This window comes from Streptomyces sp. NPDC002536, from assembly GCF_053594995.1.
The window spans coordinates 60,800-86,512 of record NZ_JBSFWU010000020.1 but is presented as its reverse complement, the minus strand read 5'-3'; the positions used below and the strand labels follow the sequence as shown (position 1 = coordinate 86,512).

General features: G+C 72.8%; 23 protein-coding genes, 1 tRNA gene and 1 pseudogene. 10 read left to right on the top strand and 15 right to left on the bottom strand.

The window, feature by feature from the left end; translation table 11 throughout:
* Window positions 1-81: pseudogene (locus ACWD4B_RS10535) on the top strand (histidine kinase dimerization/phospho-acceptor domain-containing protein); the annotation flags it as partial.
* A 70-nt stretch (window positions 82-151) separates the two neighbouring features.
* Here ACWD4B_RS10535 and ACWD4B_RS10530 read toward each other — a convergent pair.
* From ACWD4B_RS10530 to ACWD4B_RS10520, 3 genes are all read right to left on the bottom strand, one after another.
* On the bottom strand, window positions 152-994 hold the full coding sequence (locus ACWD4B_RS10530; protein WP_451420377.1) for an SCO1664 family protein: 843 nt from the start codon (window positions 992-994) through the stop codon (window positions 152-154).
* Window positions 958-1,548 carry a DUF3090 domain-containing protein gene (locus tag ACWD4B_RS10525; protein WP_336415767.1) on the bottom strand — a complete coding sequence of 197 codons (591 nt, stop codon included), beginning with the start codon at window positions 1,546-1,548 and terminating at the stop codon, window positions 958-960. The genes ACWD4B_RS10530 and ACWD4B_RS10525 overlap by 37 nt, the downstream gene beginning before the upstream one ends.
* 98 nt (window positions 1,549-1,646) lie before the next feature.
* Window positions 1,647-2,342, bottom strand: a complete 696-nt coding sequence (locus ACWD4B_RS10520) for a histidine phosphatase family protein (protein WP_451420376.1) — start codon at window positions 2,340-2,342, stop codon at window positions 1,647-1,649.
* Window positions 2,343-2,407: 65 nt separating this feature from the next.
* Between ACWD4B_RS10520 and corA the strand changes: the two genes are divergently transcribed.
* A complete protein-coding gene (corA, locus tag ACWD4B_RS10515; protein ID WP_451420375.1) occupies window positions 2,408-3,391 on the top strand; it encodes a magnesium/cobalt transporter CorA in 984 nt (327 codons plus the stop codon).
* 29 nt (window positions 3,392-3,420) lie between these two features.
* On the opposite strand, the gene ACWD4B_RS10510 is transcribed toward corA, so the two are convergent.
* Together ACWD4B_RS10510 and ACWD4B_RS10505 are read right to left on the bottom strand one after the other, a co-directional pair.
* Entirely contained in the window at window positions 3,421-4,209 is a 789-nt protein-coding gene (locus ACWD4B_RS10510) for a ferritin-like domain-containing protein (RefSeq protein ID WP_451420384.1), read from the bottom strand.
* A gap of 227 nt (window positions 4,210-4,436) precedes the next feature.
* Window positions 4,437-5,486, bottom strand: a complete 1,050-nt coding sequence (locus ACWD4B_RS10505) for an LLM class F420-dependent oxidoreductase (RefSeq protein ID WP_451420383.1) — start codon at window positions 5,484-5,486, stop codon at window positions 4,437-4,439.
* Window positions 5,487-5,612: 126 nt separating this feature from the next.
* Here ACWD4B_RS10505 and ACWD4B_RS10500 point away from each other — a divergent pair, with 126 nt between their 5' ends.
* Together ACWD4B_RS10500 and ACWD4B_RS10495 are read left to right on the top strand one after the other, a co-directional pair.
* Window positions 5,613-6,596 (top strand): aldo/keto reductase, encoded by a 984-nt coding sequence (locus tag ACWD4B_RS10500; protein ID WP_451420374.1) that lies wholly within the window; start codon window positions 5,613-5,615, stop codon window positions 6,594-6,596.
* A complete protein-coding gene (locus ACWD4B_RS10495) occupies window positions 6,593-8,533 on the top strand; it encodes a helix-hairpin-helix domain-containing protein (protein WP_451420373.1) in 1,941 nt (646 codons plus the stop codon). Before ACWD4B_RS10500 ends, ACWD4B_RS10495 begins: the two co-directional genes overlap by 4 nt.
* A 161-nt stretch (window positions 8,534-8,694) precedes the next feature.
* Here ACWD4B_RS10495 and ACWD4B_RS10490 read toward each other — a convergent pair whose 3' ends face one another.
* Window positions 8,695-9,450, bottom strand: a complete 756-nt coding sequence (locus ACWD4B_RS10490) for a hypothetical protein (RefSeq protein WP_451420372.1) — start codon at window positions 9,448-9,450, stop codon at window positions 8,695-8,697.
* A 47-nt stretch (window positions 9,451-9,497) separates the two neighbouring features.
* Here ACWD4B_RS10490 and ACWD4B_RS10485 point away from each other — a divergent pair, with 47 nt between their 5' ends.
* Window positions 9,498-9,686 carry a DUF5703 family protein gene (locus ACWD4B_RS10485; protein ID WP_336415773.1) on the top strand — a complete coding sequence of 63 codons (189 nt, stop codon included), beginning with the start codon at window positions 9,498-9,500 and terminating at the stop codon, window positions 9,684-9,686.
* An 82-nt stretch (window positions 9,687-9,768) separates the two neighbouring features.
* Here ACWD4B_RS10485 and ACWD4B_RS10480 read toward each other — a convergent pair whose 3' ends face one another.
* From ACWD4B_RS10480 to ACWD4B_RS10470, 3 genes are all read right to left on the bottom strand, one after another.
* Entirely contained in the window at window positions 9,769-10,674 is a 906-nt protein-coding gene (locus ACWD4B_RS10480) for a chaplin (protein ID WP_451420371.1), read from the bottom strand.
* 156 nt (window positions 10,675-10,830) lie between these two features.
* Window positions 10,831-11,064 (bottom strand): chaplin, encoded by a 234-nt coding sequence (locus ACWD4B_RS10475; RefSeq protein WP_390778930.1) that lies wholly within the window; start codon window positions 11,062-11,064, stop codon window positions 10,831-10,833.
* A 152-nt stretch (window positions 11,065-11,216) separates the two neighbouring features.
* Window positions 11,217-12,557, bottom strand: a complete 1,341-nt coding sequence (locus ACWD4B_RS10470) for a M20/M25/M40 family metallo-hydrolase (RefSeq protein WP_451420370.1) — start codon at window positions 12,555-12,557, stop codon at window positions 11,217-11,219.
* A 245-nt stretch (window positions 12,558-12,802) separates the two neighbouring features.
* Between ACWD4B_RS10470 and ACWD4B_RS10465 the strand changes: the two genes are divergently transcribed.
* From ACWD4B_RS10465 to ACWD4B_RS10455, 3 genes are all read left to right on the top strand, one after another.
* A tRNA-Leu gene (locus tag ACWD4B_RS10465) sits at window positions 12,803-12,887 on the top strand.
* A gap of 76 nt (window positions 12,888-12,963) precedes the next feature.
* Window positions 12,964-14,403, top strand: coding sequence for a uridine transporter UriT (gene uriT / locus ACWD4B_RS10460; protein WP_451420369.1), 1,440 nt, complete (start codon window positions 12,964-12,966; stop codon window positions 14,401-14,403).
* 82 nt (window positions 14,404-14,485) lie between these two features.
* Entirely contained in the window at window positions 14,486-14,875 is a 390-nt protein-coding gene (locus ACWD4B_RS10455; protein WP_451420368.1) for a (2Fe-2S) ferredoxin domain-containing protein, read from the top strand.
* A 157-nt stretch (window positions 14,876-15,032) separates the two neighbouring features.
* Here ACWD4B_RS10455 and ACWD4B_RS10450 read toward each other — a convergent pair whose 3' ends face one another.
* The 4 genes from ACWD4B_RS10450 to ACWD4B_RS10435 form a co-directional block, all read right to left on the bottom strand.
* Window positions 15,033-16,961, bottom strand: a complete 1,929-nt coding sequence (locus ACWD4B_RS10450) for a primary-amine oxidase (RefSeq protein WP_451420367.1) — start codon at window positions 16,959-16,961, stop codon at window positions 15,033-15,035.
* A 20-nt stretch (window positions 16,962-16,981) separates the two neighbouring features.
* Window positions 16,982-18,541 carry an APC family permease gene (locus tag ACWD4B_RS10445; protein ID WP_451420366.1) on the bottom strand — a complete coding sequence of 520 codons (1,560 nt, stop codon included), beginning with the start codon at window positions 18,539-18,541 and terminating at the stop codon, window positions 16,982-16,984.
* A gap of 67 nt (window positions 18,542-18,608) precedes the next feature.
* Entirely contained in the window at window positions 18,609-19,604 is a 996-nt protein-coding gene (locus ACWD4B_RS10440) for a hypothetical protein (RefSeq protein WP_451420365.1), read from the bottom strand.
* A 179-nt stretch (window positions 19,605-19,783) separates the two neighbouring features.
* The gene (locus ACWD4B_RS10435) at window positions 19,784-21,442 is read right to left on the bottom strand and encodes an FAD-binding dehydrogenase (RefSeq protein ID WP_451420364.1); all 1,659 of its coding nucleotides are present in this window, start codon (window positions 21,440-21,442) and stop codon (window positions 19,784-19,786) included.
* Window positions 21,443-21,657: 215 nt separating this feature from the next.
* Here ACWD4B_RS10435 and ACWD4B_RS10430 point away from each other — a divergent pair, with 215 nt between their 5' ends.
* Window positions 21,658-22,542 (top strand): DMT family transporter, encoded by an 885-nt coding sequence (locus ACWD4B_RS10430; protein WP_451420382.1) that lies wholly within the window; start codon window positions 21,658-21,660, stop codon window positions 22,540-22,542.
* Between the two features lie 14 nt (window positions 22,543-22,556).
* Window positions 22,557-23,087, top strand: a complete 531-nt coding sequence (locus tag ACWD4B_RS10425; RefSeq protein ID WP_451420363.1) for an NUDIX hydrolase — start codon at window positions 22,557-22,559, stop codon at window positions 23,085-23,087.
* A 94-nt stretch (window positions 23,088-23,181) separates the two neighbouring features.
* Here the strand turns inward: ACWD4B_RS10425 and ACWD4B_RS10420 are convergent, their stop codons facing one another.
* Together ACWD4B_RS10420 and ACWD4B_RS10415 are read right to left on the bottom strand one after the other, a co-directional pair.
* Complete coding sequence (locus ACWD4B_RS10420; protein ID WP_451420362.1) at window positions 23,182-24,108, bottom strand: NADP-dependent oxidoreductase; 927 nt, start codon at window positions 24,106-24,108, stop codon at window positions 23,182-23,184.
* Window positions 24,105-25,580 carry an MFS transporter gene (locus ACWD4B_RS10415; protein WP_451420361.1) on the bottom strand — a complete coding sequence of 492 codons (1,476 nt, stop codon included), beginning with the start codon at window positions 25,578-25,580 and terminating at the stop codon, window positions 24,105-24,107. The genes ACWD4B_RS10420 and ACWD4B_RS10415 overlap by 4 nt, the downstream gene beginning before the upstream one ends.
* Window positions 25,581-25,713 lie beyond the last annotated feature (133 nt).

The window sequence follows — 25,713 nt, the reverse complement described above, 5'->3', positions numbered from 1 at the left end:
TTCGTCGCCAACGTCAGCCACGAGCTCAAGACCCCGGTCGGCGCGCTCTCCCTGCTCTCCGAGGCCGTCATGGACGCCGCGCAGCCCCGAGCACCTCGACTGCGGGCGCGTCGTGGCCGATCGCGCAGTTCCCCGCGCCCCTTCGGGGCGCTCACACCGGCGGCCAAGGGATCGCGGGCCACTGACCGCTCGGCTCGCGGTGCCGTCCCGTGCGCAGGAGTTCCGCGACCCGCTCCCGCAGGGCGTCGATCTCGGCCGGGGTGATCAGCTCCGCCAGCCGCCCGGCCAGGGGGCGCCCCTCGGCCAGATCGGCCGAAAGCCGTCGCAGCGCCTCCACCGCCTCCTCCGGCAGCGGCTCCCCCGCCCAGCCCCACAGCAGGGTGCGCAGCTTGTCGTCCGCGTTGAAGGTCACACCGTGGTCGATGGCGTAGAGCCGGCCGTCGGCAGCGGGCAGCAGGTGGCCGCCCTTGCGGTCGCCGTTGTTGATGACGGCGTCGAGCACGGCCAGGCGGCGCAGCCGCTCGTCGTCCGCGTGCACCAGCAGCGCCGTGCGGTCCTCGCCGACGTCCGCGTAGCCCACGGCCTTCCAGCCGGGCCCGGGCTCCTCCCCCTCGACGAGGGCGAGCAGCGCGGGCTCGTCCGCCTCCCCGTCGGAGGACCCGTCGGAGGCCTCTATCCACAGCTGGCACATGCCGGGCCCGTACGGCCCGTCCCGCAGCACGGTGGGCGGGACCAGGCCCCAGCCCATGGCCTCGGAGAGCTCGTACGCGGCGACTTCACGCTGGGCCAGCGTCCCGTCCGGGAAGTCCCACAGCGGCTGCTCCCCCGCGACCGGCTTGTAGACGCAGGCGGCGCTGTGGCCCGCGTACTCGACCGTGCAGTACAGGACGGCGTTCGAGGCCCCGCGCACCTGCCCACGCACCGTCAGCTCGCCCCGGGAGAGCAGCTCGTGCGGGGTCACGCTCCGCGGCGGTATCCGTTCTGGCGCGGACATACGTGTCCCTCCGGGTCGAGCGGCAGGCTGCACAGCGGGCACGGCGGGCGGCCGGCGTTGACGACTTCCAGGGCGCGCTTGGCGAAGGAACGGGCCATGGTGCCCGTGATGCGCACGCGCAGCATCGGCGGCCCGTTCAGCTCGTCCTGCAGCAGCCGCTCCTCGGCCTCGGCGAGGTCCTCGTCGGTGTCGGCGTCCAGCTCGACGAGGGCCTGCGCCTCGACGACCATGCGCTCGCTCTCGCCGTCCCAGGCGAGGGCCATCGTGCCGACCCGGAACTCCTCGTCGACGGGGGTCTGGAGGGGAGCCGCGTCGGCGAGCTCCGCGGGGGCCACGGCCGGTACGGGGGCGCTGCCCCCGGTGCGCCGGACCACCTCGTCCAGCAACTCGTCGATGCGCTCGGCGAGCGCCTCCACCTGGGCCTTCTCCAGGGCTACGGTGGTGACCCGGCCGGCCGCGCTGGCCTGGAGGAAGAAAGTGCGGCGGCCCGGCAGCCCGACCGTACCGGCGATGAAGCGGTCCGGCGGGTCATAGAGGAACACCTGACGGGACAACGTCCTGCTCCATGGGGTTCGGTGGTCGGAAGGTACGGATCCGGATGTGGTGCCGGCGGCCCCGCCTCACCACGTCCCCACCCTACTGCGCACGGCGATCACGGTGCCCCCGCACCGCCCCCGACGGCCGCGTCCCCGCTGCCGGCCCCGGGCACCTCCTCGTGCGGGGCCAGGCCCGCGAGGTCCCCGGTGTCGCCGAGGCGCAGCAGGAACGGCCGCAGCCGGGTGTAGCGGACGGCGCTGACCGAGCAGGGGTCGACGGCGATCCGCTGGAACTGGTCGAGGTGCAGGCCGAGCGCGTCGGCGACGATCGCCTTGAGGATGTCGCCGTGCGAGCACATGAGGTAGACCGCGTCGGGCCCGTGCTCCCGCTCGATGCGTTCGTTCCAGTCGCGCACGGCGTCGACGGCGCGGGCCTGCATGGCGCGTACGGACTCGCCGCCGGGGAAGGCCGCGGCGGCGGGATGGCGCTGGACGACCTCCCACAGCGGCTCGCCGGCGAGTTCGGCGATCTTGCGGCCGGCCCAGTCGCCGTAGTGGCACTCGCCGATGCGCTCGTCGGTGTGCAGCGGCAGTTCCGGACGGGCGGCGAGCAGCGGGGCGAGGGTCTCCCGGCAGCGCTGCAGCGGGCTGGTGACCACGGCGGCGAGCGGCAGGGCGGCCAGCCGGCCGGGGAGGGCGGCGGCCTGGGCCGCGCCGCGCTCGTCGAGGGCGACACCCGGGGTCCATCCGGCGAGCACGCCCCCGGTGTTGGCGGTGGACCGGCCGTGCCGGACCAGGATCAGCGTGGGCATGGGGGCCAGCCTACGACGGCCGCCCCGGGTGTACCGCGGGTACGGGGAGGCGTAAGAATGCCCGCGTGATCGTGGACTGTGCCATCTACCGGGACGGGCGCCGCACCGAGGGCCCGGCCGACTTCTCGGACGCGCTGGAACAGGCGCGCAGCCAGGGGGACTCCTTCGTCTGGATCGGGCTGTACGAGCCCACGGAGGACGAGTTCGCGCTGGTGGCCGAGGAGTTCCGGCTGCACCCGCTGGCGGTCGAGGACGCGCTCAAGGCGCACCAGCGGCCGAAGCTCGAGGTGTACGAGGACTCGCTGTTCCTGGTGCTCAAACCCGTGACGTACGACGACGAGCGGGACACCGTCACCGCCGGCGAGCTGATGCTGTTCGTCGGCGACTCCTTCGTGGTCGCCGTCCGGCACGGCGAGGGCGGCACGCCGGCCCGGGCGCGGCAGCGGCTGGAACAGGACCCGGAGCTGCTGCGGCACGGGCCGACGGCGGTGATGTACGCGATGAGCGACGAGGTCGTGGACCGCTACACCGAGGTGGCGGCCGCCCTCCAGGCGGACCTGGACGAGCTGGAGGCGGAGGTCTTCGCCCCGGTGGGCACGGACACCAAGAACACCGCTGCGCGGATCTACTCCTTCAAGCGGCAGCTCGTGGAGTTCCGGCGCGCGACCGTCCCGCTCACCGTGCCGCTCGCGCGGCTGTCCGGCGCGGGGCTGCCGTTCGTGGACGAGCGGTCCCGGCCGTTCTTCCGCGACGTGAGCGACCACTTGGCGCGCGCCAACGAGTCGGTGGAGGGCCTGGACCGGCTGCTGTCCGACATCCTCTCGGCGCACCTGGCACAGATGGGCGTGCAGCAGAACGACGACATGCGCAAGATCTCGGCCTGGGCGGCCATGGCCGCGGTGCCCACGATGATCGCCGGGGTGTACGGGATGAACTTCACGCACATGCCCGAACTGCGGCAGCCGTGGGGCTATCCGGCGGCGGTCGCGGTGATGGCGGGGCTGGTGGTGTGGCTGTACCGGATGTTCAAGCGGCGCGGCTGGCTGTGACAACCACCAGGTGACAACCATCAAGCAGGTCAGGCGAATTCGGGGTGCCTGGGCGCCGGAGCGCCCAGGGCGTTGCGCCGGCGCGGCATGCGCAGCGTGACCATCCGCCGCCAGCCGTAGAGACGTTCGTAGGCGTACAGCACGTGGACGGCCGCCACGAGGGCGGCGGACTTGCTCGGGGGCCAGCGCAGAATGCGGCCCAAGTGGCCCACCGCGGCGAGGCTCACGTCGCGGTGGACGGCGATCTCGGCGAGGGCGCTGCGGCGCAGGAGCCGGTGGATCGTCCGGCCGTGCCCGGCGGCGGCCAGGCGCAGCAACTCCTCGTGGCAGTAGGAGAGATGGTTGCTCTCGTCGTGCCGGATCACGGTGACGGCCCTGCCGACCTCGGGGTGGTCGCCGAAGTGCTCGACGAGCATCTCCATCTGCTCGGCCGCACGTTGCTCGGTGACCCTGCTGTGCGCGAGGTAGGTGACGATGTCCCGTTCGGTCAGGCGGGTTTCGCCGCGCAACCTGGTGTGCGGGAGGCCGATGCCACGCCGTTCCAGGATCCTGCCGTAGTCGGTCTCCGGGGGCACCTCGACGGGCTCCAGGCCGCGTTTGTCCAGCAGGGACCGGAAGATGCGGCCGTGCTTGTCCTCGTCGGCTCCGTGCCGGGCGATCTTGGGGGCGAGAGTGCGGTGGCGCTCGGGGACGAGGGCCGCGATCCGGCCGTTCTCCCAGCCCCCCTGAGCCTCACCGCCTGCGGCGATCGAGCAGAAGAGCCGGAAGGATTCGTCGTCGCCGAGGATCTCCTGGAACAGGCTCCTTGCCGAGAGCATCACGACCGCCTCCGTCTCCACGCCATCTCCACGACATTCGCGAAATCCCAGTCAAATGCCATGCATGAGAGGCGGCAACAGGGAGCGGCACGCACTCGGCCGAACGAAGGACGCACACAAGCCGGCCGCAGGCCGTAACCCTTGGCCCGTACGGGCGTTGTGCTGGTGTCGGCCGTGGCGGGGAAGCCACCCCCGAGCCCCCACCACGGCCGCAGAGTTCCCTCCGACTACGCCAGCCCGGCCCGCTCCAGCGCCTCGACTCCGGTCCGCAGGGCCGCGATCCGCTCGTCCAGCGTGAATCCCGCGGGAGCGAGGGAGAGCGTGGTCACACCCGCCCCGGCGTAGGCCTGCATACGCTCGGCAATGCGCTCCACCGGGCCGAGCAGCGTGGTCGAGTCGATCAGCTGCCGCGGAACGGCGGCCGCCGCGCCCACCTTGTCCCCGGCGAGGTACTTCTCCTGGATCTCGGCCGCCTCCTTCTCGTAACCCATGCGCTGCGCCAGCTTGTTGTAGAAGTTCTGCTTGGCGCTGCCCATGCCGCCCACGTAGAGGGCGGTGTACGGGCGGAAGAGGTCGGCGAGGGCGCCCGGGTCGTCGCCCACGGCCATCGGGACGGTCGGCACGAGGTCGAAGCCGTCGAGCTCCTTGCCCACCTTGGCACGGCCGGCACGCAGCGCACCGAGCGTGGTCTCCTCGGCATGCTCGGGAGCAAAGAAGATGACCAGGGCACCGTCGGCGATCTCGCCGGTCTGCTCCAGGTTCTTCGGCCCGATCGCCGCGATGTACAGCGGGATGTGCTCACGCACCGGGTGCACGGTCAGCTTGATCGGCTTCCCCGGACCGCCGGGCAGCGGCAGGGTCCAGTGCTCCCCCTCGTGGGTGAGCCGCTCACGGGACATCGCCTTGCGGATGATCTCGACGTACTCGCGGGTGCGGGCGAGCGGCTTGTCGAACTTCACCCCGTACCAGCCCTCGGACACCTGCGGACCGGACACGCCCAGCCCCAGCCGGAAACGGCCGCCCGAGAGCGAGTCGAGGGTCGCGGCCGTCATCGCCGTCATGGTGGGCGTACGGGCGGGGATCTGGAAGATCGCCGAACCGACGTCGATCCGCTCGGTCTGCGCGGCGACCCACGACAGCACGGTGGGGGCGTCGGAACCGTACGCCTCGGCCGCCCAGCAGACGGCGTAGCCGAGCCGGTCGGCCTCGCGGGCCACCGCCAGGTTGTCCGCGTCCATCCCGGCTCCCCAGTAGCCGAGGTTGATTCCGAGCCGCATCCGAGCCATCGGGGCACTCCCTACCGATCAGTAACGTCGTCGTTGCCGGGACTGTAGCGTGCCGACCGGGGATACGTCACCGGGCGTCGGCCGCGGCCCTGCCCGCGGCCAGTACGCTCTGCGCCCATGGAGCTAAGGCATCTCGGCCGCACGGGCCTGCGTGTGTCCCGGATCGGGCTCGGCACGCTGACCTGGGGCCGGGACACCGACGAGCACGACGCGGCGGAACAGCTCAAGACGTTCCTGGAGGCGGGCGGCACGCTCGTCGACACCGCGGACGTCTACGCGGACGGCGGCGCGGAGTACCTGCTCGGGCAGCTGATGGAGGAGCTCGTCCCGCGTCGCGACCTGGTCATCGCGACGAAGGCGGGCAGCGTGCCGGACCCCGACCGGCGGTTCGACGGCTCGCGCGGGCATCTGCTCGCCGCGCTCGACGCCTCCCTGGAGCGGCTGGGCACCGACTACGTCGACCTGTGGCAGGTGCACGCCTTCGATCCGTTCACGCCGGTGGAGGAGACGCTCCAGGCCCTCGACCTCGCCGTCGCCAGCGGCCGGGCCCGTTACGTGGGGGTCTCCAACTTCTGCGGCTGGCAGCTGGCCAAGGCGGCCACCTGGCAGCTCGCGGCACCGGGCACGCGCACCCGGCTGGCGAGTACGCAGATGGAGTACTCGCTGCTGCAGCGCGGCATCGAGCGCGAAGTGCTGCCGGCCGCCCGGGACCTGGGCATCGGCATCCTGCCCTCGTCGCCGCTCGGGCGCGGTGTGCTGACCGGCAAGTACCGCCGCGGTACCCCGGTGGACTCGCGCGGCGCCTCGGACCACCTGGCCGCCTTCGTCGAGCCGTATCTGGACGAGGCGGCGGGGCACATCGTCGACGCGGTGGCCACGGCGGCGGACGGGCTGGCGACGACGCCGCTGCAGGTGGCCCTGGCCTGGGTCCGGGACCGCCCGGGCGTGGTCGCCCCGATCGTCGGGGCGCGTACGGCGCAGCAGCTCGCGGCGGCGTTGTCAGTGGAGGCCCTTACGCTTCCGGACGAGATCTGCAGGGCTCTCGACGATGTGTCGGCGCCCGTGCACCGCTACCCCGACCAGGACTGGAGCACGCTGTGACGACCGATCGCCCCGACGGGGGAGCCGCTGCCGCGGAGGGTGCCGGTACGGGCCCGGAGGGCGGGCGGCGGTCCGCCGCCGCCGAGGCGCTGGCGGCCGCGGTGCGGGCCGTGGAGAGCGGGGAGCGGTCGGCCGCTTCCTTCTTCAACGAGCCTGCTGCGCGGCCCGCGGCCCGGCCGGCGCCGAAGCCTGCCCGGACCCCGGCGGCTGCGCCGGCGCCCGACCGGCGGCAGCCGGTTTCTCCGGGGGCCGGGGTGCGTGAGGTGCTGGCGGCGGGCGGGGCGCCCGAGTCGCTCGCCGGGCCTGCGACCGAGGTGCTCGGCGAGCAGGCGGCCGAGGTGCTGCGCGAGGACCCGTGGCAGTTGCTGGCGGTGCCGGGTGTCCGTCCGGAGCAGGCCGACGGTTTTGCCCGGGCGCTGCTCGGGGCGGAGTGCGGGCCGGGGGACGAGCGCCGGGCGCAGGCCCTGGTCGTGTGGCTGCTGGAGCGTGCCGCTCTGGCGGGGCACACGGTGCTGGAGTCGTCGGCCCTGCGTGCCGAGCTGGCCCGCCGTTCCGTGCCCGACGCGGACGCGGCGCTGCAGGCGGCCATTGCCGAGGGTGCGGTGCTGGTGTTCCGGGAGGGCGGGCAGGAGGAAGGGGCGGAGGAGTCGGAGGAAGCCGCTGACGTGCGGCTGCTGTTGGGGCTCGACCGGTACGCCATGGCCGAGGAGAGCCTCGCCGATGGGCTGGCCCGGCTGCTCAACAACGGTCCGGCGGAGGGCGGTTCGGAGTGGGAGGAGGCGGCGGCCGCGGCTCCTTCGCCCTCCGCCGCCGAGCTCGTGCGTGCTGCGGCCGGCTCCGGTCTCGTGGCGCACAGCGGCGGCGAGACGGCCCGTGCGGAGCCCGCGGCGCTGGTGGCTGCCGCCCGTTCGCTCGGGCTGCGCGCGTGGGCCGCCGCGCACACCGAGGACGGCAGGCGCCGTCTCGTCGGGCAGGGCGAGGCGGACGCGGTGACGGTGGCGGGTCTGCTGGCGGGCCGGGAGGGTCCGGGGCGTGACGAGGACGGTTCGCTCGCGCTCGACCTGCTCGCCGTCCTCGATGCGCCCCAGTTGGACGTGGAGACGACCGCCCTGTTGGTGGAGTCGCTGGCGGACGGCACGCGGCTGGTGCTCAGTGGCGACCCGGGTGTGCTCTGGTCGGCCGGCGCGGGCCGGGTGTTCGCGGATGTGGTGGCGTCCCGCGCCTGCCCGGTCGTGGTCTCGCGCACCCCGGATCCGGGTCCGGTGGGCGAGTTGGTCTCCGGCATCGGCATCGGCGAGCTCAATCAGGTGGAGGCCCCGGGCAAGGAGGTCGTGATCGTCCCCGTGCGGGACGCCGGTGAGGCGGTGCACCGCACGGTGCAGCTCGTGGCCGACTCGGTGCCGCGCGCGATCGGTGTGCCGCCCGAGCAGACCCAGGTGATCACCCCGGGCCACGGCGGTGCGGCAGGAACGCGGGCGCTCAATGCGGCGCTCAAGGAGCGGCTGAACCCGGGCCCCGGCCGGTTCGGCGGTTTCGACCCGGGTGACCGGGTCGTGCACGTCCCGGCGCCGGGCCGGGCAGTCCCGGGCACGGTGGTCTCGGCGGATGCCGAGGGGCTGCGCCTGGACTGCGGCGGTGCTCCGGTCGTCGTGGCGCCGGAGCGGGTTCCGGAGGAGGTGCGGCACGGCTGGGCCGTCACCGCGCACCAGGCGGCCGGGATGCGCTGGCCTGCCGCCGTGGTGGTGCTGCCGGGCGACGCGGCCGGGGAGTTGACCCGGGCGTGGGTCTACACCGCGTTCAGCCGTGGTGAGCGCCATCTGTCGGTCGTGCACGGCGTCGACCAGGCGCTGCCCCGGGCGGTCGCCGAGGTGCCGGCGAAGGAGCGGACCACCCGGCTGCGGTCCCTGCTGGAGGCGCAGACCCGCACTGCCGGGTGACCAGACGCTCCGCGGGGAGTGCGGTGCGTCGACTGCGGGCTCGTCTGGGGGCACCTCCTGGGGGCACCCCCAGCGGTAGCTGGGGGATGGTCGCGCCCACGCGGCGGAGCCGCATATAGGACTGCCCCGCGCCCCTTCGGGGCGTCCGGCAGGGGGAGGGTTCAGCCCTTCCCCTGCCGGGCGCGGGTCCCGCTCGCGGGTTCCTCCTCGCCGCCGTCCTCGTCGATTCCGTCGTCGATGCCGTCGTCGCCGTCGTCGAAGGCGTCGTCGCCGAGGTCGTCGAGCTCCTCGTCGAAGACGGCGCTGACGTCGAACCGGCAGATCACCCGCTGCGCTTCGGGCTGTTCGAAGGGTTCCGAGAGCCAGTCCCCCGGCTCCGCGAGTCCGTCGGCCGCGGCCACCCACAGGGTGGAGTCGCCCTCCTCCAGGCCGAACTCCTTGTGCCGGGAGGCGATTTCATCCGGTTCGTACTCTCCGAAGAGCACCGTGACCGCCGCGTGCACGCTGCTGCCCACGATGCCCGCCGCCGTGCCGGGCGCCCCGGCGTCCGCCTCGACGTCGATGTCGGGGTCGAGGTCGGCGACACGCTGGGCCTGGGCGAGCAGCCGCTGGGGCTCGGCCACCGCATAGTCCCTGCGGATCAGCACGCTGAGCGCGCTCGGCTCCTCCGGGCCCGCGTAGGCGGGCAGGGAGTCGTCGCCGGGGATCTCGAAGGGGGTGACCTCGTCGTAGACGTCGTAGAGCAGCTCGTCGTAGGCCTCGGCTGTCGCGGCCAGCTCGTTGAACGCGGCGTAGACGGCCGGGTCGTCCTCCCCCGAACGGCGTTCTACGGCCTCGAGGTGGCGGTCCAGAGCGGCTTTGACCGCCTCGGCGGCGGCCCGTACCTCGGCAGCGGTCGGCTGCGCAGCATCAGACATACTGCAGACGCTATCCGTACCGGGGCTGTTCCCGCACAATAGATGCGATGCCGGAATACGAATTCTGTGATGTGTATGTGCCGCGGGGGGTCTCCCGAGGGGCGGCCACACGCCTGCTGACCGATCATGCCGAGTACGGACACTGGGAGTTGGACCGCCTGCGCCTGTACCCCGACGGCAGCCGCAAGGTGCGGCTGCGGCGGCGGATCATCCGCCAGCTGCGCGCCACGTGGTGACTGCACGGACGGCTGCGAGAACACGGAAGGAGCGGGCCCCGCGATCCGCGGGACCCGCTCCGTACTGCCGTGACCTACGGACTCAGCCCTGCGCGCCCTGCGAGCGGCGGTAGAGAACCGCACCGCCGAGCAGCAGCGCGGCGCTGGCCGCGCCGGCCATGCCGACCTGGCCGGCACCGGTGTGCGCGAGCTGGGCGGCCTTGGTGCCGGCCTGCTCCATGGTGGACGGCTGCTCGGGTGCACGGTGCACACCCTTCACGGCCGTGACGGGCTTGACCTCGTGCGTGCCGGGCGCACCGGGGGCGTGACCGCCCGGCTGGTGCTGCGCGGGCTGCTGCTCGTGGCCCGGCCGACCGCCCTCGGAGGGCGGGTTGCCGTGGTGCTGCCCGTGCCCGGGGTGGTGCGGGCCGTGGTCGTCGCAGTCGTCGGACGGGGGCTGCCCGTGGTCGCGGGACGGCCCGTGCTCCCGGGGGCCGCCCTGCTCGTGGTCGCCGCCGCCCGCGTTGAAGCACCCGTTGCCGGTGGCCGAGTTGCCGACGCCGACGACGCTGACGTTGTCGCCGCAGGCGTTGACCGGGACGCTGACCGGGACCTGCACGACGTTCCCGGAGGCGATGCCGGGCGAGTGCTCGGCCTTGCCAGCGGCGAGGGCGACGCCGGTGCCGCGGCCCTCGTGGCCTTCACGGCCCTCGTGCCCGTTGCTGCCGTGGCCCTTGTGGCCCTCGTGCCCCCGGTGGAAGTGGCCACCGCCGTTGATGCAGGTGTTGCCCGAGGCCGAGTTGAGCAGGCCGACCACGTTCACGGTGTTGCCACAGACGTTCACCGGTGCGTGGACCGGGACCTGCACGGTGTTGCCGGAGGCGACACCGGGGGAATGTGCGGCGACGCCCTCGGCGCCGGTGTCCGCGTGTGCGTAGCCGCCGGTGACGGCGAGTACCCCGCTCGCCGCCGCTACGGTGAGCAGGCCCTTCTTGGAGACCTGTCGCATTGCTTCTGCCCCTCTGCTGCTGCTTTTTGCGCTTCTTGCCATGTCGAAAACCGAGCGGCACAGCCGACGGCTCATCGAAACCCCGGCGGCTCCGAAGCGCATGGCGCGCGCTTCGGAGCCGCCCTCCTTCAAACCCTCATGGAAGGGGGCACAACGTCACTTGTTGATGCAGGTGTTGCCGGTGGCCGGGTTCAGCAGCCCGACCACGTTGATCGTGTTGCCGCACACGTTGACCGGGACCTCCACCGGCACCTGCACGACGTTGCCGGAGACGACTCCGGGGCTGTTCACGGCAGCGCCCTCGGCGCCCGAGCTGGCAGCAGCCACCCCCGCGCCCGCGAGCACGAGACCGCCGGTGGCAGCCGCAGCAGCGGCGACCTTCTTGAGCATGGATTCCTCCTTGTTGGCATGCGGTCCCAGCCGCGGACCGCACACCTGTAACGACACGGAGGCAATCGGGCTACGTAGCCATGAGGGCATTCACTCTTTCCGGCTACGAAAGCGCCAAGATCGAGCAGAGTGGCTTTTGTTCAGTACCCGAGTCAGCACTGATCCAGGAAGCGGTCGAGCACCCGCGCCCCGAATTTCAGACCATCGACCGGCACCCGCTCGTCCACTCCGTGGAACATCCCGGCGAAGTCCAGCTCGGGGGGCAGCTTGAGGGGCGCGAAGCCGAAGCAGCGGATACCGAGGTCGGCGAAGGACTTGGCGTCGGTGCCGCCGGAGAGCATGTAGGGGACGGCGCGCGCGATGGGGTCCTCGGCCTTCAGCGCGGACTGCATCGCCTCCACGAGGTCGCCGTCGAAGCTCGTCTCCAGCGCCTTGTCCGCGTGCACGTCCTCGCGCCGCACGCGCGGCCCGAGGATCCGGTCGAGGTCGGCGAGGAACTCCTCCTCGTACCCGGGCAGGAAGCGGCCGTCGACGTGCGCCGTGGCCTGCCCGGGGATCACGTTGACCTTGTAGCCCGCGCCGAGCATGGTCGGCGCGGCGCTGTTGCGCAGCGTGGTGCCGATCATCCGGGCGATGCCGCCGAGCTTGGCGAGGGTCGTCTCCATGTCCTCCGGGTCGAGCGGGGTGCCGAGCGCGTCGGAGAGCTCGTCGAGGAAGGACCGCACGGTCTTGGTCACCCGCACCGGGAACTCGTGCCGCCCCAGCCGGGCGACCGCCTCGCAGAGCTCGGTGATCGCGTTGTCCGTGTTGGTCATCGAACCGTGGCCCGCCGTGCCGTCCACGGTGAGCCGCATCCAGTGCATGCCCTTCTCGGCCGTCTCGATCAGATAGAGCCGCAGGTTCTCGTTGACGGTGAAGGAGAAGCCGCCCACCTCGCCGATGGCCTCGGTCACGCCTTCGAAGAGCCCGGGGTGCTTGTCGACCAGGTGGCGGGCGCCGTAGGTGCCGCCCGCCTCCTCGTCGGCGAGGAAGGCGAGCACGACGTCGCGCGGGGGCTTGCGGCCCGAGCGCATCCGGTCGCGGACGACCGCGAGCGTCATCGCGTCCATGTCCTTCATGTCCACCGCGCCGCGTCCCCAGACGCACCCGTCGGCGATCTCGCCGGAGAAGGGGTGGTGGGTCCAGTCGTCGGCGTTGGCCGGGACGACGTCGGTGTGCCCGTGGATGAGCAGGGCGGGCCGGGACGGGTCCTCGCCCTCGATGCGGGCCACGGTCGAGGCGCGGCCCTTGTGGGACTCGAAGATCTGCGGCTCGAGCCCGACCTCGGCGAGCTTCTCGGCCACGTACTCGGCGGCGGCACGCTCCCCCGGTCCGGAGTGGTCGCCGTAATTGCTGGTGTCGATCCGGATCAGATCGCGGCAGAGGTCCACGACCTCGCTCTCGGCGCTCCCCGCCCCTGCGCCCCCGCTACGGGCCGGCTTCGACTCGCTCACGCTGCCTCCTCGTGGTTCATCGGCCGGGGCCCGACTGCGGACGGACCCCGGTCCTTAGGTCCACCCGCCATCCTCTCTCGCCCGTTCCCGCAGCCCAAGGCCACAATGCTGCCGACATGCGGCCGCAACGAACGGCCCCGCACGGGCCCGGGGCCCCTCGTCCGGCCGGGTGATCGAGCACCCCCGGATGTTTGCTATTGTTTTCTCTGTCGCCGCGGGGAACACCCCGCAGAGACAAACACCTGGTCCGGGTGGCGGAATGGCAGACGCGCTAGCTTGAGGTGCTAGTGCCCTTTATCGGGCGTGGGGGTTCAAGTCCCCCCTCGGACACTCACAGAATAAAGAAACCCCAGCTCAGCTGGGGTTTTTCTGTGTGTTCGGATCCACCTCACACGGGCGTCAAGGCATGAACGTTTCTCTCACCGACCGGCCCACCGGCACCCCGGCGACGGGCCGCACCGTCCGGGTGGGCGTGCTGGTCACCGCGCTCCTCACGGCCTGCATTGCGTTCCAGCTCAATGCCAGCATGCTCAGCCCCGCGCTGAAGAGCATCCAGGACAGCCTCGGGGCGAGCTCCGCGGAGGTCGGCCTCACCCAGACCGCCTTCTTCACCTCGGCGGCGCTGTTCTCGCTCTTCCTGCCGCGGCTCGGCGACGTCGTCGGACGCCGCAAGGTGCTGGCCGGAATGCTGGCCCTGATGGCCGTCGGCTGCGTCGTCGCGGCGCTGTCGGACAGCGTGCCCATGCTGTTCGTGGGCCGCATCCTGCAGGGTGCGTCCGGCCCGACCGTCCCGCTGTGCCTGATCATGCTGCGGCAGGAGGTCACCGAGCCCAAGCGGTACGGCACCCTGCTCGGCATGATCACCGCCGTCAACGGCGGCGTCGCCGGCGTCGACTCCCTCGCGGGCGGCTTCCTCGCCGACAAGCACGGCTTCCAGGCCGTCTTCTGGGCCATGGCCGCCGTGGCCGCGATCGCGACCGTCCTGGCCGCCACCATGACGCCGGAGTCCAAGGTCGAGGGCGCGGACCGGATGGACTGGCCCGGCGTCGGCCTCCTCGTCGTCTCGGTCGGCTCGCTGCTCGTCGCCCTGAACGAGGCCGGCAAGCTCGCCGCCGCGAACTGGGGCCTGGTCGCCGGGCTGGTCGTCGTCGCCGCGGCCGCGTTCGCCGTGTTCTGGCGCATCGAGGACCGCTCCAAGCACCCGCTGGTCGCCACCCGGCACCTGAAGCAGCGCGGCACCTGGGCCACGCTGCTGACCACCACGCTCACCATGACCGGTGTGTTCGCCGTCATGAACGGCCTGATCCCGGCCTTCGCCCAGGACGCCAAGGCCGGCCTCGGCATGACCGCCGAGCAGTCCGCGTGGTGGACCCTCACCCCGTACGCCCTCGCCGGCCTGGCCATGGGCCCGGTCGCCGGCCGCCTCGCCGCCACCTTCGGCTACGGGCGCATCCTGCGGATCGGCCTCATCGGGTCGGTGGCCTCCGTCGTCCTGATGATCGTCACGATCCCGGCGCACTCGCGCCTGATGCTGCTGGCGACGTCGATCCTCGTGGGCATCGCCTACGCGGGCGTGGCGAACATCGTGCTCAACGGGCTCGGCATCGTGCTGTCCCCGAACGAGAACCCCGGCTTCCTGCCCGGCCTGAACGCGGGTGCGTTCAACCTGGGTGCGGGCCTGAGCTTCGCCCTGCTGTTCGCCGTGCAGACGGCGGCCCAGCCGTCCGACCCGGCGTCGGCGAGCGGGTACGTCACCAGCATGATCGCCGGTGTGGTCATCATGGCCGCCGCAATCGGGACGTCCTTCCTGATCCCGAAGCCGGTCGCGGCGGAGGCGCAGGAGTAACGGCGCCGCGCCGCCCGTGCACGTCCGAAAGCCCCGGCTGCGCCGGGGCTTTCGGTTTTCCGCGTTGCGTATCATCGGCCGGATGATCACCAAGAAGGCGCCCGCGGCCCCCTGCCGGATCACCGTGTGCCGCGGCTGCTGCTGCGGCGACCCGGCGAAAGTGCCCGGGGTCGATCACGGCGGGCAGATACCCCGGCTGCGCGCGGCGCTGGGCGGGGCGGCGGAGGTACGGGCGTCGGAGTGCCTGGACGTCTGCGACCAGGCCAATGTGGTCGTGGTGCAGCCGTCGGCCGCGGGGCGGGCCGCCGGGGGGCGGCCCGTGTGGCTGGGGCTCGTCAACGACGACGAGGCGCTGACGGACATCGCGGCGTGGGTCCGGGCCGGGGGCCCGGGACTGGCGGAGCCGCCAGGGGTGTTGGACCTGTACGAGTTCACCGTCTCGCGACGGGTGGGGAAGGCCGTGGAGGGCTGAAGCCCTGGCCCCGCCAGGGGCGCGGGGAACTGCGCGAGCAACCACGACGCGCCCGCAGTCGACGTTCCCGGGGCTGTGCCCCGGACCCCTGGGGTGGTGGTTCGGCTGCAGACCGTCGGTGGCTGGTCGCGCAGTTCCCCGCGCCCCTGACGGGGCCCTACGGCAAATCCAGCGCCGGGTTCCGGTCGAAGAAACCCGTCGGCTTCAGGCTGAAGCCCGTCGCATCGACCGGCATGACCGGCCACTCCTCCAGCCGCGGCACATGCGTCGGCCCGAACGTGTGCCACACCGTCAGCTCCGTGTCCCGCAGGGACTCGCCGCCCGTCGTCCACTCCGGCAGGCCCGCGCCCCCTGGGTGCTGGTTGGGGTGTTCGCCCGCCGGGTAGCGGCGGTCGGGGCGGTGCCGGGTGACCCAGACGTGCTTGGTGCCGTAGGCCATGCGCCGGGCCACCGGGGAGCCGGGGCGGGCGAGGACGGCCGGGCCGGGCTGCGGGACGAGCGTGTAGGCGACCGGTTGTCCCATGCGGTTCCGCGCAGCGGAGTTGGTGATGCGCCAGCGGCGGCCGACGGACGTGTCCGCGAGGCGGCCGCCCTCCGCGCTGTCCGTGAGCACGGTCGTCCGGGTCGTGAGCGCATTGCCGTTGGGGTTGCCGGGCCCGTCCGGCAGCGGCACCACGTCCACCTCCTCGACCGTGTTGGCCGGGCCGTCGACGGCCGCGTCGAGCCGTACGCAGAACAGGTGCTGGTGGTACGGGGCGAGCAGGCCCGGCGCCACCTCCGTGCCGAACGGCGAGCCCTCCCCCGGCTCGACGGCCGAGGTCTGCACGATGCCGGTGGACTTGGCCTCGAAGGCGATGGTGCCGTCCTGGTGGAAGTACCAGTAGAAGCCGTAGTCGTAGTTGCCGACGGTGGCGATGAACGAGACGACCAGGCGGCGCGAACGGCGGCTTTCGACGGCCATGTTGTCGAAGATGTCGGTGTGCTTCCACAGGAGTCCGTGGTCCTCCTCGTGGATGCAGATCGCGTTGGGCAGCGTCTGCGGCCTGCCCAGGTCGTCGGCGACGACGGCGTCGAGGTAGCGGATCTCGCCGAGGCAGTCGCAGCCGAGGCGGAGGGCGTTGGCGTTGGCCCCGAGGCCGTACTCGCCCGCGTCGAGGAAGGCGACCCAGTTGCGGGACGGGTCCGGCTCCCCGTAGGCCACGGCCATCTCGGCGAGGGAGGCGCGGTGCAGCACGGAGCGTTCGCGGTCGCCGTCGCGGTGGGCGATGCGGTGCAGGACGAGGCCCTCGCGGGCGTTGAAGTCGACGCGGAAGCTCCAGTTCTGCCAGGTGAGCAGCGGGCCGTCGAGGCGGAAGGAGGGGCCCTCGGGCTGGGTGATCTCCAGCGGGCGCAGGTCGGTGCGGGCGGGTCCGGTGAACTCGCGGGCGTAGCGCCCGCATTCGGCGGGCACGGGCACCGCCCCGGTGTCGACGAGGTGCACCACCCGCCGTTCGGTCAGGTCGACGTCGGCCACCAGCCCGCCCACCGGGTGGGCCCACGGACTGTCGGACGCGTCGCAGCGCAGCCAGGTCAGCGAGCGCACCAGGCGGCGGCCCGGCCGGGCGTCGGGCGCGCAACCGGAGGCCAGCGGTGCACAGATGGCCAGTTCCAGAGCCTCGTCCGGCACGCCACGGGCGGCCATCGCCGAGCGCCAGCCGGGGTCGGCCTTGACGATCGCGTCGACGGCGCCCTGTTCCTCGAAGGTGAGTTGCGGCTGTCCGTCCTTGGCCGGGTCGAGTTCCCGGTGGGCGAGGAGCAGTCCGGCGGTGACGTCGACGACGGCCTCGGCCGCGGCGCCGGTGCCCGCGTCGAGGAGGGTGACCCGCAGTCTGCGGACCACCGGGTCGCCGGGGCGGTGGGCGGCCGCGGTGTGCCGTTCGGGCTCGTCGAGCAGGACGAGGGGGAAGCGGGTGGTGTCGTGCACCTTGCCCGCTTCCTCGAGTATGCGGCGGGCCTCGGTGATCTCCTCGGCGCTCAGCGGGTCGAGGGGGTGCGGGAGGGCGGGCCCGGCGGGGGGTGTGGGGGCGGGGTGGCAGCAGGAGGTCATGAGGAAACCTTTCTGTGGGCTCAACGGTTCTTGCCTGTTGGCGTGTTGGAACCGCCCGCCGCCTTCACTGCCTTCGCCGCCTTCTCCAGCTGGAACGCCTCGTTGCCCAGGCCGATCCTTGCGTGCACCTGCGGCCGCACCGCCTTGAGCACCAGGCCGTAGCCGAGCCCCAGCAGCACGGCCGCGCCGATGATGCCCGGCAGGATCCAGCGCAGTGCGGAGCCGGGGGCGGCGCCGAGCAGGACGTGGAAGTCCGTGACCGCGTAACAGGCGATGACCACCAGGGCCACCCCGGCGACACCGGAGGCGAGCAGCCGCGGGGCCTGGGCGCGGGCCGCGCCGCGCCGGACGAAGAAGGCGATGACGGCCGCGCTGGCCGCGGCCATGAGCACGATGATGCCGAGGGCGCCGACATTGCCCATCCAGGTGAACAGGTGCAGCACGGGCGCCGTCGGGTCGCCGTGCGGCCGGTCGTCGGTGACCGCGAAGACCGCCACGGCCAGCAGCGAGACGGCGCTCTGCAGCAGGGAGCCGTGGGCGGGCGCGCCGCTGGTCCGCGAGGTGCGGCCGACGGCCCCGGGCAGCAGGCCCTCGCGGCCCATGGCGAAGGCGTAGCGGGCGACGACGTTGTGGAAGCTGAGCATGGCGGCGAACATGCCGGTCACGTAGAAGACGTGCATCACGTCCGTGAAGGCCGTGCCCAGGTGGTTCTGGGCGAGGGTGAAGAGGAGGTCGGGCCCTTCCTTCCGGGCGAGTCCGACGATCTGCGAGGGGCCGGCGGCGACGCCCAGGGCCCAGGAGCCGGCGGCGAAGAGCACGGCGGTGAGGCCGACGGCCAGGAAGGTGACCCGGGCGACGGTGACCTGCGGGCTGCTGGTCTCCTCGGCGTAGACGGCGGCCTGTTCGAAGCCGACGAAGGCGGCGATGGTGAAGCAGAGTGCGGTGCCCAGCCCGGTACCGGAGAGGGTGGTGGGGTCGAAGGCCTGCAGCGAGAGGCCGTCCTTCCCGGGGCTGCCGAGACCGGCGATGTCGAAGATCGCGACCATGGCGCACTCGACGATCAGCAGGACGCCGAGGACCCTGGCGTTGAGGTCGATCTTCAGCCAGCCGCAGACGCCGATGGCCACGACGCCGGCGAGGGCGGGCGCCCACCAGCCGACGGCCACCCCGAGGTACTTGTCGAGCAGGCCGGCGACCTCGAAGCCGAAGATGCCGTAGATGCCGAACTGCATGGTGCTGTAGGCGACCAGCGCCACGACGGAGGCGGCCGTTCCGGCGGTGCCGCCGAGACCACGGGCGATGTAGGCATAAAAGGCACCGGCGTTGTGGACATGCCGGCTCATCTCGGCGTAGCCGAAGCAGAAGAGGGTGAGCACGCAGCCGAGGATGACGAAGAGCAGCGGCTGGCCGACGATGCCCATCGTCCCGTAGATGGTGGGCATGACGCCGGCCGTCACCATCAGCGGCGCGCTGGAGGCGGCCACCGACAGCAGCAGCCCCGGCACGCCGATCCGGTCGGCGCGCAGGCGTCTTTCCAGGCCCTTGAACGTGCGGATGTCGCTGGCTGTGCCCGTCGGCATGGCGGGGTGGTCCTTCCCGTGGGATGGGCGGTGCGGCTGCGCCCGTCGGGCTGCGCGCCGGCGTCGGTCATGCGGCTCCGAGCACGGCGCGCCGCGCGGCCTGGAAGGCCTGGCCGGGGTCCCGGTCGGGGTAGGACCAGGGGGCGCGGGTGGCGTGCGGGCCGATCCGGGTGAGCAGGGCGGCCGCCTCGGCGGGGCGGCCTTCGTGGAGCTTGGCGTGGGCGAGGTAGTTGAGGTCCACCTTGCGGCGCGGATGGGTGACGGCGGGTGCGGCGCCGTCGGCGTCGGCAGCATCGGCGGTGTCGTCGTCGACGTCCCATTCGAGCCACCAGTCGAAGGCGGCCTTCATCACCTGCCGGGCTCGGCGGGTGGTCCAGTGGCCGGAGCGCGCGGGGTCGGCGGGCTCGACGCCGGCGCGGGCGAGGACGCGGAAGCGCTCGGCGTGGGCGACGACGGGCAGCACGGCCAACGGCGAGTCGGCGGGCGCCTGTTCGGCCGCCCAGGAGGCGAAGTCGTAGACCTCGTGCAGCGGGTCGTCGCGGTCGCCCTGCTGGTGTTCGGCGAGGCAGGCGGCCATCAGGTGGTGCGCGTGGTGGTGGTCGCGGTGCCGGGCGCGCACCTGGTCGAAGGCGCGCACGCGCTCGTCGTCGGTGCCGGTGCGGCGGGCGAGGATCAGCAGGCAGAGCCAGGGGGTGGGGTCGCGGGGCGCCATCCTGGCCGCGGCGAGGCACAGGGTGCGGGCCTCGTCGGGGCCGTCCTGGCCGCGCACGGCCCGGAAGACGGCGGCGCAGGCGAGGAGGGCGGCGGCGTCGGGGCTGTCGGGCTCGGCCAGTTGCCAGTCGCGGGCCCACGCGGCGCTGGCGGCGCCCTCGGCGAGGACGACGAGGCGGTGGCCGCGGCGGTCCCAGTCCTCGCCGGTGCGGGCGAGCAGCTTGCGGGTGGCGTCCCAGCGGCCGCGGGCCAGGTCGTCGCGGACCGCGGCGAGGCGGGTGTCGTCGAGCGCGGGGTCGAACGTGGGCCCGTCCTTGTGCCGGGAGCGGCCCAAGGGGGGTGGAGGCGTCATCGGCGTACGTCCCTCCGGTCGCCTCGGCGCTGCGCGCGTAATCGTTATCAGTGACGCACAGCAAACCGGTAGTCACTGCTCCGAGTCAAGACCCGATCTTGGACCTGACAAAACGTCAACTGACGTGTCGTCAGGAGTGGTTACCTCCGGTTGCCGGTTCCCGTACGTCCCGGCCCGCCCTAGGCGAGGTCCCGAGCCGCCGCCCGCCCCGCGGCGCGGCCCGAGAAGAGGCAGCCGCCCAGGAACGTCCCCTCCAGGGAGCGGTAGCCGTGCATGCCGCCCCCGCCGAACCCGGCCGCCTCCCCCGCCGCGTAGACGCCCGGCAGCGGCTCGCCGCCGGGGGTGAGGACCCGCGCCGAGAGGTCGGTCTCCAGGCCGCCGAGGGTCTTGCGGGTGAGGATGCTCAGCCGCACGGCGATCAGCGGGCCGGCGGCCGGGTCGAGGATGCGGTGCGGGGCGGCGATGCGGGTGACCCGGTCGCCGAGGTAGCCGCGGGCGCCGCGGAGGGCGGCGATCTGGAGGTCCTTGGTGAAGGGGTTGGCCATCTCCCGGTCGCGGGCGGCGATTTCACGGCGCAGCCCGTCCACGTCGATCAACTCCTTGCCGGTGAGCGCGTTCATGCCGCGCACGAGCGCGGACAGGTCGCGCTCGACGACGAAGTCGGCGCCGCGGTCCAGGAACGCCTGCACCGGACCCGGCACCCCGGCCCGCGCGCGGCCCAGGACGCCGCGGATGCTCCGGCCGGTCAGGTCGGGGTTCTGGTCGGAGCCGGAGAGCGTGAACTCCTTGCCGATGATGCGCCGGTCGAGCACGAACCAGGTGTGGTCGTGACCGGTGTGCATGATGTGTTCGAGGGTGCCGAGGGTGTCGAAGCCGGGGAACAGCGGCACGGGCAGCCGCTTGCCGGTCGCGTCGAACCAGAGCGGGGACGGGCCGGGCAGGATCCGGACGCCGTGGCGGGCCCAGACGGGGTTCCAGTTCTCGATGCCCTCGGTGTAGTGCCACATCCGGTCACGGTTGACGAGGCGCCCGCCCGCCGCCTCCGTGACGCCCAGCATCGCGCCGTCCACGTGCGCGGGGACCCCGGAGAGCATCCGCTCGGGCGGCTCGCCGAGGCGGCGCGGCCAGTGGGCCCGGACCAGGTCGTGGTTGCCGCCGATGCCGCCGGAGGCGACGATCACCACGGGGGCCCGGAGGGTGAACTCGCCCGCCTTCTCCCGGCTGCTCGCCACGCCCCGGGCCGCCGTGCTGGGGGCCAGGACCTCGCCGCTCACGGTGTCGACGGCGCCCGCGGTGCGGGAGAGGGCGGTGACGCGGTGCCGGAAGCGCAGGTCCGCCAGGCCGCGGGCGGCGGCCTCCCGCACCTGCCGCTCGAAGGGCTCCAGCAGGCCCGGCCCGGTGCCCCAGGCGATGTGGAACCGCGGGACGGAGTTGCCGTGGCCGGTGGCGTCGTAGCCACCGCGCTCGGCCCAGCCGACGACCGGGAAGAGGCGCACCCCGAGGCGGCGCAGCCAGGCCCGTTTCTCGCCCGCGGCGAAGTCGACGTACGCCTCGGCCCAGCGGCGCGGCCAGTGGTCCTCGGGGCGGTCGAAGGCGGCGGTGCCGAGCCAGTCCTGCCAGGCCAGGGCGTGGCTGTCGCGGATCCGCAGGCGGCGCTGCTCGGGCGAGTCCACGAGGAAGAGACCCCCGAAGGACCAGAACGCCTGACCTCCGAACGACTGTTCGGGCTCTTGATCCAGGAGGATCGCCCTCCGCCCCGCCGCGACGAGCTCCGCCGTGGCGGCGAGGCCGGCCAGACCCGCCCCGATCACGATCGCGTCCGCGTCGTACGTCGTCACATCCGCACATCCGCCCTGGTCGGAGAGGTATCGAAAGGACCCTTCGGAAGGGTGTTCGTGCGCGTCCGATCCTCGGGGCACCCCCGATCACAGTCAACCGTTTGACTGGATGAACGGCCGAAAGAGGGGTACTCGACGGTCACCCCGCCCCCCGGGCGGCTATCGTTTTTCTGTCAAGTCTCCTACGACCGCCCGGTCTTGAGGTGCGCGACGTGATGGTCTTCGCCTTCGGCGTGAGTGCCGCCTGCTGCCTGGGCGTGGGGTTCGTACTCCAGCAGAACGCCGCGCAGCGGGCGCCGATGAGCGACTTCCTCTCGCTCCGGCTGCTGCTGGACCTCATGCGGATGCCCCGCTGGCTGGCGGGCATCGCCCTGATGGTGGCCGGAATGATCCTCGGCGCCGTGGCACTCGGACAGGGCGAGATCTCGCTGGTCGAACCGCTCCTCGCGACGAACCTGCTGTTCGCCATGGCCCTCTCCCGCTGGCAGACCAAACAGCCGCTCGGCCTCACCGGCTGGGGCGGACTGGTGCTGCTCGCGTGCGGGGTGACGGCCTTCATCGTCGCCGGGCAGCCGCACGGCGGCGACACCGTCACCGACCCGCTGCGGCACTGGCTGATCATCGGGATCATGGTGGGCACCGCGATGCTGCTGGCCGCGGTCTCCAAACGGGTCCGGATGAGCACGGAGGCCGCCCTGCTGGCGGTGGCGGCCGGGCTGCTCTACGGCGTGCAGGACGCGCTGACCCGGGTCAGCGGCGAGCGCTTCGGCCACGGCGGCCTGGCCGCCCTCGTCACCAGCTGGCAGCCGTACGGGGTGCTGGTGATCGGTGTGACGGGCCTGGTGCTGGTGCAGAGCGCCTTCGAGACGGCCCCGCTGCGGATGTCGCTGCCCGCGCTCACCGCAGCCCAGCCGCTGGCCGGCATCGCCTGCGGCGTGGGCTTCCTCGGCGACCGGCTGCGGACCACGCCGGGGGCGCTGGCGTGGCAGGCGGCCGGGCTGGCGGCCATCGTGGTGGGGATCGTGCTGATCGGACGGCATCCGGCGATGCCGTCCGGAATGACGGAGGAGGGGCACATGCGGGATCTTCAGCCGCACTGAGGTTTCATCTCGGTATGACGGATCAGCAACCGCTCTCCGCGGACGAAGTACTGGACATCGTCGACGAACACGACCGCGTCGTGGGGCAGGCCCCGCGCGGCGAGGCCTATGCGCGGGGCCTGCGGCACCGTTGCGTCTTCGTCCTAGCCCGGGACGGTGAGGGCCGGATCTTCGTCCACCGGCGGACCGACCGCAAGCTCGTCTTCCCGTCCCGCTACGACATGTTCGTGGGCGGTGTCGTCGGCACCGGCGAGTCCTACGACGAGGCCGCACTGCGAGAGGCCGAGGAGGAACTGGGCGTCAGCGGGCTGGACGCGCCCACGCCGCTGTTCCGGTTCCTGTACGAGGGTGACGGAGGGAGCTGGTGGTCGGCGGTGTACGCGGTGCGGTGCGACCTGGCGGTCAGGCCGCAGGAGGAAGAGGTGGCGTGGTGGAGCTTCGTCGATGAGGGGGAGCTGAGCCGGCGGCTCGGGGAGTGGGAGTGGGTGCCGGACGGGTGGGAGGCGTTCCGAAGGCTGCGGGAGGGTGGTTTTCTCCGCCCCTGACCCGCCCCGTCAGGGGCGCGGGGAACTGCGCGAGCAACCACCGGCGGCCCGCAGCCGACGGACCCGGGGGCTCGGGGGCTTACCCCCGCCCCCCTCACCCCACCGTCACCACGACCTTCCCCCGCACATGCCCCTCGGCGGAAAGCCGTTGCGCGTCCGCCGTCCGTTCCAGCGGAAAGACCTGGGCCACCTCCACCCGGAGGGCACCGGCCTCCGCCAGGTCCGCCAACGCGGCGAGGTCCGCCGCGTCCGGCCGGACCCACAGCAGGCGGCCGCCCAGCTCCGCCACCGCGGGGTCCGCGATGGACACGAGGCGGGCGCCCGGGAGCGTCAGCTCCGGGGAGGTGCGGATGACGCCGCCGCCGACCAGGTCCAGCACCGCGTCCACGCCGCCGGGCGCCAGTGCCCGGACCCGGTCGGCGAGCCCGTCCCCGTAGGTGACGGGCTCGGCCCCGAGCGTGCGCAGGTAGTCGTGGTTGCGGGCGCTGGCCGTGCCGATGACCCGGGCGCCCAGGTGCCGCGCGATCTGGACGGCCATCGAGCCCACCCCGCCCGCCGCGGCGTGGATCAGGACGGTCTCCTCCGGGCGCACCCGGAGCGCCTTGACCAGGGACTGGTAGGCGGTCAGCCCGGCCAGCGGGATGCCGGCGGCCTCCTCGAAGGTGAGGTTGCCCGGCTTGCGGGCCAGCGTGCGCACGGGGGCGGCCACGTACTCGGCGAAAGTGCCGCGGGAGAGGAAGTCCTCCCGGACGTAGCCCATGACCTCGTCGCCCTCCGCGAACTCGGGGACGTCCGGCCCGGTGGCGACGACGACCCCCGCCATGTCCCAGCCGGGGACGACGGGGAAGACCGGCTGGAGCGCCCCGTCCAGATAGCCGGCCTGGGCCTTCCAGTCGACGGGGTTGACGGCCGCGGCCCTGACCCGGACCAGGACGGCGTCCGGGCCGACCTTCGGCTGCGGGAGGTCGCCGTACTCCAGGACCTCGGGGCCTCCGTAGGAGCGGTAGCTGACGGCCTTCATCGCGCCTCCCTCACTGCCTTCGTCCCAGCGTCTGCCGCTCCGGCCGGTGCCGCCACCGCAGCGTCCCGGAGCGTGTGGATCTTCCGCAGGCCCAGTCCGGCCACCACGGAGACCAGCAGGAACGCCGCTCCCGCGATGACGAAGGTGAGCGTGAACTGGCTCTCGGCGGGCAGCTTGGGGGCGCCCGGCGGCAGGTGCTCGACGCTCTTGGAGGCCAGCACCGTGGTGATCATGGCGCTGCCGATGGCGCTGCCGGTCGAGCGGGAGATGGAGTTGATGCCGTTGGCTATGCCGGTCTGGTGGTGCGGCACGCTGGCGACGATGACGGCCGGCATGGCCGCGTAGCCGAAGCTGATGGCCGCGCCGACGAACATGCCGGCGGCGATGACGGCGTAGGCGTGCTCGTGGTCCAGCGCGATCCACACGAAGCCCGCGGTGCCGATGAGCGAGGCGAGCAGCATGACGGGCCGGGGGCCCTTGTGGCGGACGAGCTGGCCGCCGACGGGGGCGGCGAGCAGCGAGACGACGGTGCTCGGCAGCAGGAACTCGACGGAGGCCCGCAGCACGCTCGCGTCGAAGCCGTAGCCCGCGATCTTCGACGGCATCTGCACCAGGTAGGAGACGCCGATGAAGAGGGCGAAGGAGCCGAAGCCGACGAGCAGGCCGGAAAGGTTGGCGAAGAGCACCGGGCGGTGGGCGAACATCCGCATGTCGACGAGCGGTTCGCGGACCTTGCGCTCGACGAGCGTCCACACGGCGGCCATCACGGCGGCGCCGGCGAAGCAGCCGATCGTGCGGCCGGAGGACCAGCCCCACTCGTGGCCCTGGGTGATGGGCAGCAGGAGCAGGACGAGGGTGGCGGCCAGGCTGAGCGCGCCGAGGACGTCGGTGCGTCCGCCGGTGGTCTCCCGGGTGGCCGGGACCAGGGCGGCGACGGCGATCAGGGCGAGGGCGGCGAGGCCGGTGGCCAGCCAGAAGGCGCTGCGGTAGTCGGGGTCGTCGCCCGAGGTGAGCAGGCCGGTGGCGACGAGCGCCAGGCCGCTGCCGAAGGCGAGGGTGCCGCTGACCATGGCCATGGCGCCGGGCAGCCGGGCCGGGCGGACCTCCTCGCGCAGCACGGACAGCGCCAGCGGGAAGATCGCGGTCGCGGCGCCCTGCAGGACGCGGCCGACGATGAGCCAGGTCAGGGAGTGGGTCACGGCGGCGAGGACGGAGCCCGCGACCATGACGACCAGCACGCCGACCAGGGTCTGCTTCTTGCCGTGCTGGTCGCCGAAGCGGCCGAGCAGCGGGGTGAAGACGGCGGCGGACAGCAGGGTCGCCGTGGTGACCCAGCTGACATTGGCGGACGTGGTGTGCAGGTCACGCTGGATGAGGCCGAGGATCGGCACGACGAGCGTCTGCATCATCGAGACGACCATGGCGGCGAGGCTCAGGGCGAAGACGATGACCGTCTCGTTTCTGGATTTCACGGGAGTCCTTCGGAACCTTCTCGTTACTTCACGACATGGATGCTTGAGGTCGTCAAGCAACTGGGGAACGGTACGCCCGATACTTCAGGTGGTCAAGTTAATAGTTCAAGTGATGAAGCTCTCGGTCCCCCGT